This window comes from Bradyrhizobium cajani (genome assembly GCF_009759665.1).
GTDB lineage: Bacteria > Pseudomonadota > Alphaproteobacteria > Rhizobiales > Xanthobacteraceae > Bradyrhizobium > Bradyrhizobium cajani.
In genome coordinates this window covers 1-12,414 of the sequence record NZ_WQNE01000026.1, presented here as the reverse complement: position 1 = coordinate 12,414, position 12,414 = coordinate 1, and the positions used below count along the sequence as shown (strand labels likewise).

7 protein-coding genes are annotated in these 12,414 nt (G+C 66.0%); 2 read left to right on the top strand and 5 right to left on the bottom strand.

Annotated features, from left to right (window positions below; translation table 11 throughout):
- Positions 1-51: 51 nt before the first annotated feature.
- From GPL20_RS26450 to GPL20_RS26430, 5 genes are all read right to left on the bottom strand, one after another.
- Positions 52-927, bottom strand: coding sequence for a DMT family transporter (locus GPL20_RS26450; RefSeq protein WP_157333149.1), 876 nt, complete (start codon positions 925-927; stop codon positions 52-54).
- Positions 928-941: 14 nt separating this feature from the next.
- Positions 942-1,826, bottom strand: coding sequence for an NAD(P)-dependent oxidoreductase (locus GPL20_RS26445; protein WP_157333147.1), 885 nt, complete (start codon positions 1,824-1,826; stop codon positions 942-944).
- A 2-nt stretch (positions 1,827-1,828) separates the two neighbouring features.
- Positions 1,829-2,960 (bottom strand): peptide chain release factor 2 gene (gene prfB, locus GPL20_RS26440; RefSeq protein ID WP_157333145.1). Its coding sequence is split into 2 segments (ribosomal slippage): positions 1,829-2,890 and positions 2,892-2,960, totalling 1,131 coding nucleotides; the frame shifts between segments, so codons are not numbered across the junction.
- Positions 2,961-3,069: 109 nt separating this feature from the next.
- Positions 3,070-5,571 (bottom strand): penicillin-binding protein 1A, encoded by a 2,502-nt coding sequence (locus GPL20_RS26435; protein ID WP_157333143.1) that lies wholly within the window; start codon positions 5,569-5,571, stop codon positions 3,070-3,072.
- 217 nt (positions 5,572-5,788) lie between these two features.
- Positions 5,789-7,081 carry an N-acetylmuramoyl-L-alanine amidase gene (locus GPL20_RS26430; RefSeq protein ID WP_254125870.1) on the bottom strand — a complete coding sequence of 431 codons (1,293 nt, stop codon included), beginning with the start codon at positions 7,079-7,081 and terminating at the stop codon, positions 5,789-5,791.
- A gap of 720 nt (positions 7,082-7,801) precedes the next feature.
- Between GPL20_RS26430 and GPL20_RS26425 the strand changes: the two genes are divergently transcribed.
- Together GPL20_RS26425 and GPL20_RS26420 are read left to right on the top strand one after the other, a co-directional pair.
- The gene (locus tag GPL20_RS26425; protein ID WP_157333141.1) at positions 7,802-10,897 is read left to right on the top strand and encodes an Rne/Rng family ribonuclease; all 3,096 of its coding nucleotides are present in this window, start codon (positions 7,802-7,804) and stop codon (positions 10,895-10,897) included.
- 65 nt (positions 10,898-10,962) lie between these two features.
- Positions 10,963-12,195 carry an NAD(P)/FAD-dependent oxidoreductase gene (locus GPL20_RS26420; protein WP_157333138.1) on the top strand — a complete coding sequence of 411 codons (1,233 nt, stop codon included), beginning with the start codon at positions 10,963-10,965 and terminating at the stop codon, positions 12,193-12,195.
- The last annotated feature ends 219 nt before the right edge of the window (positions 12,196-12,414 follow it).

The following is a 12,414-nucleotide window of genomic DNA, read 5'->3' as shown; positions in this document are numbered from 1 at the left end:
AGGACGGCGTGGCGGCGTTTGCCACCCGTTTCCCGACAACGCGCCTGCGTCTCAGGACCGTTCGCGCGAGCGGGCGTCGCCAACGACGTCGGCGACGACAGCTCCGATCACCAGCACGCCACCGATCAGCGCGTGAACGGCCGGGATCTCGCGGAAGGCAACCCAGATCCAGAACGGCATCAGCGGTGTTTCGAGGGTCGCGATCAGGGAGGCCTGTCCGGAGGGCAGCCAGCGCGAGCCGAGTACGTAGAACGTCAGGCCGAGCGCGACCTGTAGGCAGCCGAACATGGCGAGGATGGCGAGACCGTTGCCGCCGACATGGGTGATGTCGTGGGCGAGCGGAAGGCTGACGAGACTGCCGAGGAAGTTCGACAGCGCGGCCGCCGCCACCATCGAGGTCTGGCGATGGCGTCGGATCACGACCGTCATGGAGGAGATGGCGAGCACCATCAGGCAGCTCAGGGCCACGCCGCCGATATCGCCGGCGGCCGTAACGCCGCCGACCGTCATGACCACACCGGCAAAGGCAATGACGCTCGCGATCAGCGTGCGCCATGTCGCGGCTTCACCGAGCCATAGCCACGCCAGCGCGGCGGCGACGAAGGGCTGGGTTGCAATCAGCACCGCGACGTTCATCACCTTGGTCATCTGAAGCGCGGGAATGAAGGTGACCATTCCGAGCGTGGACAAGGATGCGACCAGCAAGCCGCCGCGGCCCGGCGCCAGCAATTGCCCCAACGCGGCGCGGCCCTGCATCACCACGAGAAACACCGTGATCAGGCTGCCGGCGAACAGGCCGCGCCAGAACAGGATGGTCCAGGGGTCGAATGGAAGCAGGCGCGTGAAGAACGGAGCCGTGCTCCAGGCAATTGCGGCGGCGATGACGAGGGCAATGCCGAGACCGCGTTCCGAACGAGGCTGCCCCATGTCCAGATGACCGGCTAAGAGGTTTTCGTCTTCGGCCGCGACACCAGCTCGATCATCCTGCCTTCATCGTCATCCGGCATCGCAGCCTTCGCCTGCGCGTAGGCCTCGACCGCGGCACGCGAGACCAGCGGCTTGCCGGCCAGCAGGCTCTCGGCAAGCTTCACGGCATAGGCGGCATCCTTGTGCCGCAGCGCCGCCGTGAAGGTCGCGCCGGAAAAATCGCGAGCGACCATGCGCCTCGAGTGGCGTTGCACCTGCGGGCTTGCGGCGACGCCCGCCTGGATCGACTCCAGCACGAGGTTCATGTCGAGGCCGGCCTGCTCGGCGATGGCGAGGCCCTCGGCGAGGCCCGCGATCTGGATTGCGCCCATCAGATTGTTGATGAGCTTGTAGACCGTGCCGGTGCCCACGGCGCCGAAATGGCGGATGGTCGAGCCGATCGGTTCGAGGAATGGGCGGGCGCGCGCGAGATCGGCGGCATCGGCGCCAGCCAGGAGCGTCAACTTTCCGGCTGAGGCCGCGTCCGGCAATCCCGTCACCGGGCAGTCGATGTAGATCAGCCCGCGCGCGTTCAATTCGCGGCCCATCTCGCGGGCGTGGTCATAGGAGACGGTCGAGCATTCGATCGCGATGGTGCCTGCCTTCGCAGTCTTGGCCGCGCCCTTCGGCCCCAGCCAGACCGCGCGCGAGGCCTCGTCGTCCGCGACCATGGTCACGACGGCATCAGCGTCGATCGCGGCATCCTCCGGCGAGGTCGCCCAATGCGCACCGCGCGCGATCAGGTCTTCCGCCTTGGCCTGGCTGCGATTCCACAGCGTCACCGTGAAGCCGGCATCGAGATAGCGGCCGGCCATGCCGTGGCCCATCCGCCCAAGCCCGATGAAGGCGACGCGCGGCATGATCAGTCCACGTCCTCGATGTCACCGGTGGTGGTGCCGAAGGCGCGCTGCGCCAACGTCGCCGCCATGAACTCGTCGAGATCGCCGCCGAGCACGCCCGACGTGTCCGAGGTCTGCACGCCCGTGCGCAAATCCTTCACCATCTGATAGGGCTGGAGCACGTAGGAGCGGATCTGGTGGCCCCAGCCGATATCGGTCTTGGCAGCCTGGTCGGCCGCGGCCTTCTCCTCGCGCTTCTTCAGCTCGATTTCATAAAGACGGGCACGCAGCATGTCCCAGGCCTGGGCGCGGTTCTTATGCTGCGAGCGGCCGGCCTGGCAGACCACCGCGACACCGGTCGGAATATGGGTCAGCCGCACCGCGGATTCGGTCTTGTTGACGTGCTGGCCGCCGGCGCCGCCCGAGCGCATCGTGTCGGTGCGGACGTCGGACTCCTTGATGTCGATCTTGATGCTGTCGTCGATGACGGGGAACACCTGCACGCTCGAGAACGAGGTGTGGCGACGCGCGTTGGAATCGAACGGCGAGATGCGGACGAGACGGTGCACACCCGCCTCGGTCTTCAGCCAGCCATAGGCGTTGTGGCCGGAGACCTGGATGGTCGCGGACTTGATGCCGGCCTCTTCGCCCTCGGACTCTTCGAGATACTCGACCTTGAAGCCGTGGGTTTCGGCCCAGCGCGTGTACATGCGCAAGAGCATCTGCGCCCAGTCCTGGCTCTCGGTGCCGCCGGCGCCGGCGTGGACCTCGAGATAGGAATCGAAGCGGTCGGCCTCGCCCGACAGCAGGGCCTCGAGCTCGCGGCGCGCAACTTCCTTCTTCAGATTCTTCAGCGCGGCTTCAGCTTCGGCAACGACGCCATCGTCGCCCTCGGCCTCGCCGAGCTCGATCATGCCGATGTCGTCTTCGAGCTGCTGCTCGACCTTTCCAATGCCCGACAGCGAATCCTCAAGCGAGGTGCGCTCCTGCATCAGCTTCTGGGCCTTCTGGGGATCGTTCCAGAGGTTGGGATCTTCTGCGAGCTTGTTCAGCTCAGCGAGGCGCGCCGTCGATTTCTCGACGTCAAAGATGCCTCCTCAGCAGCCCGACTGACTGCTTGATCTCTTCTACCAACCGTTCGATTTCGGCGCGCATGTCGTTCTCTGGTCTCGCGGAATTGTTCCCGCGTCTGATTGCAACGCCGATGTAGCGGCGGAGGCGCCAAAGCGCAACCGCCCGCTCCCTCAAACGTCGGCGTTATCCGCTAGTACAGCCCGCCGGTGCCTGGACGCATGAAGAAGCCGGAATCCGGCTGCTGCTGCTGCGAGGCCGGCATACGGCCGTCCGCATCGGCAACGCCGATGACCGAATAATTATCCGGCGGCGCCGTGCCCGGCTTGAAGGCTTCGAGGATGGTTCCGCCGGATTCACCCGGACCGGCGCGCATGCCGGTCTTGGCAACGACGCGCACGAGCTTGATGCCGGCCGGCACCTTGAACGGAACCGCGGGCTTGTCGGCGAGCGCGAGCTGGAGGAAGTCGCGCGCGATCGGGGCTGCCAGATGGCCGCCGGTCGCGGCGTTGCCCTTACCCAGCGGGCGCGGCTTGTCGTAGCCCATGTAGATGGCGACGGCGATGTCGGGCGAGAAGCCGACGAACCAGGCATCCTTGGCCTCGTTGGTGGTACCGGTTTTGCCGGCGATCGGTTTGCCGACCGCCTTGATAACCGTGGCCGTACCGGCCTGCACCACGCCTTCCATCAGCTCGGTGATCTGATAGGCGGTCATGGAATCCAGCACCTGCTCGCGGCGGTCGATCAGCTGCGGCTCGGGCTGGTTCTTCCAGCCGCCCGGTGCATCACAGCCGCGGCATTCGCGCTGGTCGTGCTTGAAGATGGTGTGGCCGTAGCGGTCCTGGATGCGGTCGATCAGCGTCGGCTTCACCCGGCGGCCGCCATTGGCGAGCATCGAATAGGCCGTGACCATGCGCATCGCCGTCGTCTCGCCGGCGCCGAGCGCGTAGGACAGATAGTTCGGCAGCTCGTCATAGACGCCGAAGCGGCGGGCATATTCGCCGATCAGGGGCATGCCGATGTCCTGCGCGAGGCGCACGGTCACGGTGTTCAGCGACTGTCGCAGCGCGTTGCGCAGCGTCACCGGTCCCTGGAACTTGCCCGAGGAGAAGTTTTCCGGCCGCCACACGCCGGCGCCCTGGCCCTGGTCGATTTCGATCGGCGCGTCGAGCACGACGGTCGACGGCGTATAGCCGTTGTCGAGCGCGGCCGAATAAACGATCGGCTTGAACGACGAACCCGGCTGCCGGTAGGCCTGCGTGGCGCGGTTGAACTGGCTCTGGTCGAACGAGAAGCCGCCGACCATGGCGAGCACGCGGCCGGTCCAGGGATCCATCACCACCATGGCGCCCGACACTTCGGGAATCTGGCGCAGCCGGTACTGGCCCTCGACGGGCTGGCCGTCCTTGTAGAGCGGATCGGCGTAGATCACGTCGCCGGGCTGAAGCACCTGCGACACGGCCGTCGGCGTCTTGCCTTTGGTGCCGCCCTGCGCGGCCCGCGCCCAGCGCACGCCGTCGACGGTGACGATGCCGGTCTCGCGCTGCTTGCTGACGGCACCGCCGAGCTCGCGGCTCGGCTGGAAGCCGATGCGCGCGGACTGGTCACTGGTCTCCAGCACCACCGCCATGCGCCACGGCGAGATATCGGAGAGCGACTTGATCTCGGCGAGCCTGACGCCCCAGTCGCCCGACGTATCGAGCTTGCTCATGGCGCCGCGATAGCCCTGCTGCTCGTCATAGTTCACGAGACCCGAAACCATGGTCTTGCGCGCCATGACCTGGATCTTCGGATCGAGCGTGGTGCGGACAGAGAGACCGCCCTCGTAGAGTTTCTTCTCGCCGTAGCGCTCGAAGATATCGCGGCGGACTTCCTCGGCGAAATATTCGCCGGCGAAGGTATGGGCGCCGTTGGAGCGGCTGGTGACGGCCAGCGGCTCCTTGCGCGCCTTGTCGGCGTCGGCCTGCTTGATCCAGCCGTTCTCCAACAGACGGTCGATCACGTAGTTGCGGCGCTCAATGGCGCGATCGCGGTTGCGCACCGGATGCAGCGTCGCGGGCATCTTCGGCAGCGCCGCCAGGTAGGAGGCTTCAGCCACCGTCAGCTCGTTCACCGACTTGTCGAAATAGACCAGCGACGCAGCCGCAATGCCGTAGGCGCCGAGGCCCAGATAGATTTCGTTCAGATACAGCTCGAGGATCTTGTCCTTCGAGTAGGTCTTCTCGATCCGCATCGCCAGCAAGGCTTCCTTGATCTTGCGGGCGAAGGAGACCTCGTTGGTCAAGAGGAAGTTCTTGGCGACCTGCTGGGTGATCGTGGAGGCGCCCTGCGGACGGCGGTTGGAGCCGTAGTTCTGCAGATACACCAATCCGGCGCGCGCCATGCCGGTGTAGTCGATGCCGCCGTGCTCGTAGAAATTCTTGTCTTCGGCCGCAAGGAAGGCGTTGATCACCAGCTTGGGCACCGCCTGGATCGGCAGGTACAGCCGCCGCTCCTTGGCGTATTCGCCGAGCAGCGAACCGTCGACCGCGTGCACACGCGTCATCACCGGCGGCTCGTAATCCTGGAGCTGAGAGTAGTCCGGCAAGTCCTTGGAGAAATGCCAGATCAGGCCTGCCACGGCCCCGACACCGACAAGGAACAGCACTGTTCCCGCGGCGAACAGGAAGCCCATGAACCGCACCAGCAAGCGCATTATCTGTTTATCCGTTCAATCCATCAGCCCAAGGCACCCCAAACAGGCGCCAACGTCACGTCACGAGTTCACCGGCCTACACAATTACACCAATGCCGGACCTAAAGACGCTTGCCGAGCGGGATTCTCGTCGATTCCGGAACCCCCTGCGGCGTTTTTATAAAGCGCCCGCTGTGGCCAAACTAGGGCTTTTGCGGCGGGACGGAAAAACCCTTTCTCAATTCGCGGGTCCGGCCCCGGCCGTGGCCATCCGCTTGGCCAAAAACGCGTCGATCGCCTGTGCCATCGATCCCACAGCCCGGGACCGCCAGCCCTCCGAGACAAGGTGCTCGAGATCCCCCTTGTTGGAGACGTAACCGATCTCGACCAGCACCGAGGGCACGTCGGGCGCCTTCAGCACCCGGAAGCCGGCCGACTTCAGGGGATGCTTGTGCATTCGCACCGTCGACTTCATCTCGCCCATCAACAGGCGGGCAAAACGATTTGAAAAGGTGCGGGTTTCCCGCTGGGTGAGATCGATCAGGATGTCCGCGACGTCAGTCGGCTCCTCGGCCAGATTGAAGCCGGCGATCGCATCCGCCCGGTTTTCCGCATCCGCCAGCCGCTCGGCCTCGGCGTCGGAGGCCTTGTCCGAGAGTGTGTAGATCGTCGCGCCCTGCGCATCGCCTTCGGCGCGCGGCAGTGCGTCGGCGTGAATCGAGACGAACAAGGCGGCCTTGAGGTTGCGGGCGACTTTGACCCGGTCATTGAGCGGGATGAAGGTGTCGTCGTCCCGCGTCATCACCACGCGGTATTTGCCGGTCTTTTCCAGCCGGTCGCGCAGCGCGCGGCCAAAGGCCAGCACCAGGTTCTTCTCGCTTTCGCCACTCGACTGCGTGCCGTTGTCGATGCCGCCATGACCGGGATCGATCACGACCACCGGGCGGTCATCGACCTTCTGCTGCGCCGCGTCGGCCGTGGCGGGAACCGTTGCAGGCGGGGCGGCAGCGATCGCGGGCCGCAGCTCGGGTCGGTTTTCCGAGGCGACCGAGGGCGCGAAGGCGGCGCGGTCGACCTCCTCCAGCTCAAGCACCAGCCGGGCCGGCTGGCCGTTGGCGGCCTCCAGCACGTGGGAACTGGCGATCTTCGCCGGCCCCGTCAAATCGAACACGATTCGCGAGCCGCCCGGCATGACGAGCCCGTAGCGGAAGGCCTTGACCAGTCCCCGTCCCGTCCCGGTCCCGGCGGGCAGCTGAAAATTGAGTTGCGGCACGTCGACCACCACCCGGTACGGGTCGGCGAGCGTCACGGCACGGAAGGTGACGCTCTGGTCGAGGTCGAGGATGAAGCGGGTCTGCTTGCCATCGCCGGCCAGCCGGGCTGCCGAGGCGATTGGAAAATTCGCCGCCGCAACAGAGGGTTGCGCCTGACTTTCCGCCGCGCTCAAGCGAGAGGAATCAGCACAAGGCAATGCCGCAGCGCACAGAAGCGCGCATCCCAGCAGAACCCTTTGTTTTGCGCGGCTCGCCACCGATTCCGTGCCTCCGAGCAGCTCTTTTAACGCAATAGAACCACAGGGTTAATTGATCCTTAATGACGGAAACGCGAAACTAGCTGACTGTGACCGCCGTGCGACGCTCCCTTGCACCGATGGTCCATTCCTCGTATGTACGGAGTGCTGACGGCCGATATTTCCGGTTGTGTCGCATTCAGCCTCCCGGTGCAGCGCCGGAGCTCCCAAGGTTTGGGAATTCCAGCGTTTTTCCGTTCTCCTCTAAGGCCAGCGCGGTGCGCGGCAGCGAGGTGGAGCGGGTCAAGCCCCGGCGGTGGACGGTCCCCGGTTACCGCTCACGTTTCCGGGACGGTTCTGACAGCGACGTAACCCATTACCCGGTCCCTTGGATCCCAAGCCTTGGATCCCGAGGGAGCGGTTCGTGATCCCAGGGCGAGCGCGCTCGCGCCATGCCTGGCCAGCAGCAACTGATTGAGGGGCGGCCCCGCCGCCCAATGTTTCATACGGGCCGACGCTTGATGCGCCAGAGTGTGCCGACGAATTCTGAAGGACCGTTCGCGACGCTGCGGAGTGACCATTCCGCGCGCCGCCTCGGTCCTGAAGCTTCCGCTTCGGCAAGGCGCGAGAGACGGCGTTTCGGCCTTCCCCTCACCCCCGAATCAGGTGGACCGTCGCGTCACCCGGCGGCGCGATACGCGCCCACGGTGAACCGCGCCCGCCGCCGCCAAGAGTTAAGACATGCCCAACAAGATGTTGATCGATGCCACCCACCCGGAAGAGACCCGGGTCGTCGTGGTCCGCGGCAATCGCGTCGAAGAGTTTGATTTCGAGACCGCGCAACGCAAGCAACTGCGCGGAAATATCTACCTCGCCAAGGTCACCCGGGTCGAACCCTCGCTCCAGGCCGCTTTCGTCGAATATGGCGGCAACCGCCACGGCTTCCTCGCCTTCAGCGAAATCCATCCCGATTACTATCAGATCCCGGTTGCTGACCGGCAGGCTCTGATCGAGGCCGAAGAGCAGGCTCATCGCGAGGCCGAGGAAGAGAGCGAGAACCGCTCCCACGGCCGCCGCCGCTCGCGCCACCGCAACGCCCGCCGCCGCGGTCATGGCGAACGCGTGCGCAGCGACATCGTCGAAGGCCTCGAGGCCGGCGCCGATCCGGTGGCCCAGCCGGTCGAGGGAGAGGCGCTGCCCGAGAACGCTCTGCACGTCGATCTCGAGCATCACGGCGAGCACGAGACTCATGATCATCACGAGCACGATCATGACGAGCATGGGCACGACGACCAGCATCACGCCCATGATGACGATCACCGTCACGACCACGACGACCATGGTCATGATGGCGAGCACGATCATCACGATCATCATCATGCCGACGAGACGCCCGCGCCGGTTGCAGCCGTCGGCGCCGAACCCGTCGTCGCGGCCGAGACCGTTGGTGAGCAAGAAGCCCAGACCTTCGAAGCTCAAGCCTCGGAAGCGCACGCCGACGCCCTGGCCGAGGCCGTGACCTCCGCCGACGAGCCGGCGGATGCCGTTTACGCTGCCGGCGAAACCGCCGAGGCGCCGCATGCCGAGACCGCCGAAGTGCCGGCCGACGACGGCGAGGATGAAGACGAGGACGGCGAGGAAGCCGAAGAGGAAGTCGTCGAATCCGTCGGCGGCGACGACGTGCTGGAGGAGGTGCCGGAGCGTACCTTCCGTCCGCGCCGCCAGTACAAGATCCAGGAAGTCATCAAGCGCCGCCAGGTGATGCTGGTGCAGGTGGTCAAGGAAGAGCGCGGCAACAAGGGTGCGGCGCTGACGACCTATCTCTCGCTCGCCGGCCGCTATGCCGTGTTGATGCCGAACACCGCGCGCGGCGGCGGCATCAGCCGCAAGATCACCAGCGCCCAGGATCGCTCCCGCCTGAAGGAAGTGGTGCAGGATCTCGACGTGCCCGAGGGCATGGGCATCATCCTGCGCACCGCAGGCGCCTCCCGCACCAAGCCCGAGATCAAGCGCGATTTCGAGTACCTGATCCGGATGTGGGAGACGGTGCGCGACCTGACGCTGAAGTCGCAGGCCCCGACCCTCGTCTACGAGGAAGGCTCGCTGATCAAGCGCTCGCTGCGCGACCTCTACAACAAGGAGATCGACGAGATTCAGGTTGCCGGCGAATCCGGCTACCGTGAAGCGCGCGACTTCATGAAGATGCTGATGCCCGCCAATGTCAGTGCGGTGAAGCAGTATCGCGACGGCCAGCCGCTGTTCTCGCGGATGGGCGTCGAGAGCCAGCTTGACGCGATGTTCTCGCCGACCGTGCAGCTACGCTCCGGCGGCTATGTCGTGATCAACCAGACCGAGGCGCTGGTCTCGATCGACGTCAACTCGGGGCGCTCGACGCGCGAGCACCATATCGAGGACACAGCGCTCAAGACCAATCTGGAAGCGGCCGAGGAGGTCGCCCGCCAGCTTCGCCTGCGCGACCTCGCCGGCCTGATCGTCATCGACTTCATCGACATGGACGAGAAGCGCAACAACCGTGCGGTCGAGCGCAAGCTGTCCGACTGCCTCAGGCAGGATCGCGCGCGCATCCAGGTCGGCCGCATCTCGCATTTCGGCCTGCTCGAGATGTCGCGCCAGCGCATCCGCGCCAGCGTTCTGGAATCCTCGACCGATCCCTGCCCGCATTGCGGCGGCACCGGCCACGTGCGTTCGGTCTCCTCGGTGGCGCTCCAGCTCCTGCGCGGCCTCGAAGAGATCCTGATGAAGGGCGCGACCCACAATCTCGTGGTCCGCACCCGCACCGACGTCGCGCTCTATGTACTGAACCACAAGCGCGGCCATCTGCGCGACCTCGAGAACAGCTTCAAGGTCACGCTGTCGATCATCGCCGATCCCAGCGTCAGCGGGCCGCAGGCCTACCTCATCGACCGCGGCGAGCAGGTGCACACGCTGGAAGCCGCCAAGGCGCTGCTCGCGGCGCAAGCCTCCGCGAGCCCGCCGCCGGTGGTCGAAGAAGCCTATGACGACGAGGAGTTCGATGCGGAACTGGAGTCCGAGGTCGAGTCCGAGGAGACCGAAGGTCTCACCGAAGAGCAGGCTGCGGGCGAAGCGGCTTCCGAGCAGGACGGCCAGCGCCGCAAGCGCCGCCGGCGTCGGCGCGGCCGCGGTGGCCAGCGCGACGGCGAATTGCGCGAGGACGGCGCGACGGCCCTTCCCGAACCGGCGATGGTTGCCGGCGATGGCGAGGAAGATGCCGAGTCCGAGCAGGACGGCGAGGAAGGCGAGGACCAGGCGGCTCAGGCCCGTGGCGAGCAGCAGGGCAGCGGCGAGCGCCGTCGCCGGCGTGGCCGTCGCGGTGGTCGCCGTCGGCGTGGCGGTAGCGGCGAGGAAGGTCTTGCCGGCTCGATCGGCGATGAGCTCACTGGCAACGCGCCGCCGGAAGCGACCGATGCTGTCGCCGATTTCGATGGCGTGGGCGGCGAGGCTTCACCTTCGATCGCGCAGGACGAACACAGCGCTGAGCCTCAGCTCAGCCAGCCCGAGCCGCACGCCGAGGTGCAGACCGAGGCGCCGGTCCAGCCCGAGCCGGCTGCGGCTGCCGCTGCCGCGGAAGAAGAGCCGGCCGACGACAAAGCCGCGCGACGCCGCTCCACGGTTCGCGAGAAGGTGAGCTTCATGCTCAACGCCCAGCCCGAGCCCGCAACGCCGGTTGCACAGGCAACCGAACCGGTCATCCCGCCCGCGCCGGTAGTTGAGCCCGCGCCGGAAGCGGCAAACGAAACGCCGGCCGCGCCGCGTCGCGCCGGCTGGTGGTCACGCCGTTTCGGCGGCGGCGAGTAAGACGAGCATCCAGTTCAAACCGCCCGGCCAAACCGGGCGGTTTTGATTTGGCGAGGACACATCCGATGCAAAGTGCAGTTGTTCTCGGCGGCGGCATGATCGGCGTCAGTGCGGCGCTGCACCTCCAGCAGCGCGGCTGGTCCGTCACGCTCATCGACCGCAGGGAGCCCGGCCGCGAGACCAGCTACGGCAATGCCGGGATGATCCAGGCCGAGGCGGTTCGCCCCTACCCGATGCCGCGCGACCTCGCGACGCTCCTGAAGATAGCGACCGGCCGCACCAATGACGTGCGCTACAGCCTGTCGTCGCTTCATCTCCACATCGAGCCCCTGCTCCGCTACTGGTGGCATTCGGCGCCGAAGCGGCACCGCGAGGCGATCGAGGCGTGGGCGCGCCTGATCGCCTACGCGACGGCAGAGCACGACATCCTCATTCGCGAAGCCCATGCCGACAATCTGATCCGCCGCGCCGGCTATCGCGTGCTGCATCGCGATCCCGCCTCCTTCGATCTTGCGATCAGCACGGCGGAGGAAGACCAGCGCGAATTCGGCGTGAACTTCCGCGTGCTCTCGGGCAGCGAGCTTGCCAAGGCGGAGCCGATCCTGCGCGACGATCTCCCCGGCGCCATCCATTGGCTCGACACCTGGACCGTGTCCGATCCCGGCGCGCTGGTCACGGCCTATGCCGAGCTGTTCGAGCGCCTCGGCGGCGCCATTGTGCTCGGCGATGCCCAGAGCTTGCAGCAGACCGCGACCGGCTGGTCGGTCGATACGGACAAGGGACGCATCGACGCTCCCCATGCCGTCGTGACGCTCGGACCGTGGTCGCCCGACCTCCTCTACAAGTTCGGCTATCGCATTCCGCTGGTGCGCAAGCGCGGCTACCACATGCATTACAGCGGCGGTGCATCGCTCGACCTGCCGCTGGTCGACAAGGGCGGCGGCTATGCCATGGGTCCGATGGCCAGGGGCATCCGCATCACCACAGGGGCCGAGCTGACCGGCCGCGATGCACTCGCAACGCCCGTGCAGCTCGCCAGCGCCGAGGCCTCCGCACGCGAGCTGATCGACCTCGGCAAGCGCGTCGAGCCCGATCCGTGGTTCGGCACGAGGCCCTGCACGCCCGACATGCTGCCGGTGCTCGGCCAGGCTCCACACCACCACGGCCTCTGGATGAATTTCGGCCACGGCCACCAGGGTTTTACGCTGGGGCCCGCGACCGGACGCCTGCTCGCCGAGATCATGAGCGGCGAAACGCCGGCGATCGATCCCGCGCCCTACCGGCCGGAGCGGTTCTAAAGCATGATCCGGAAAAGTGCGCAGCGGTTTTCCGAAAAGATCATGCTCAAACAACAACCTAAAGCGCGATGACGATTCATCCTAATCTCATGGCGCTTTAGTCTTACTGAGTCAGAAAATCGCAATCCGATCGAACTGAGAATCGAGGTATTAGAGCAGATTCACTCAGATCGAGAGGAACTGAGATGGGTCGCCGAGGGAAAGGAACCAGCGAAACGC

Bases quoted from the DNA above. Each gene is read 5' to 3' on its own strand.
- GPL20_RS26445 (WP_157333147.1), bottom strand. From the start codon at position 1,826: ATGCCGCGCGTCGCCTTCATCGGGCTTGGGCGGATGGGCCACGGCATG.
- GPL20_RS26420 (WP_157333138.1), top strand. From the start codon at position 10,963: ATGCAAAGTGCAGTTGTTCTCGGCGGCGGCATGATCGGCGTCAGTGCG.
- GPL20_RS26435 (WP_157333143.1), bottom strand. From the start codon at position 5,571: ATGCGCTTGCTGGTGCGGTTCATGGGCTTCCTGTTCGCCGCGGGAACA.
- GPL20_RS26425 (WP_157333141.1), top strand. From the start codon at position 7,802: ATGCCCAACAAGATGTTGATCGATGCCACCCACCCGGAAGAGACCCGG.
- GPL20_RS26450 (WP_157333149.1), bottom strand. From the start codon at position 927: ATGGGGCAGCCTCGTTCGGAACGCGGTCTCGGCATTGCCCTCGTCATC.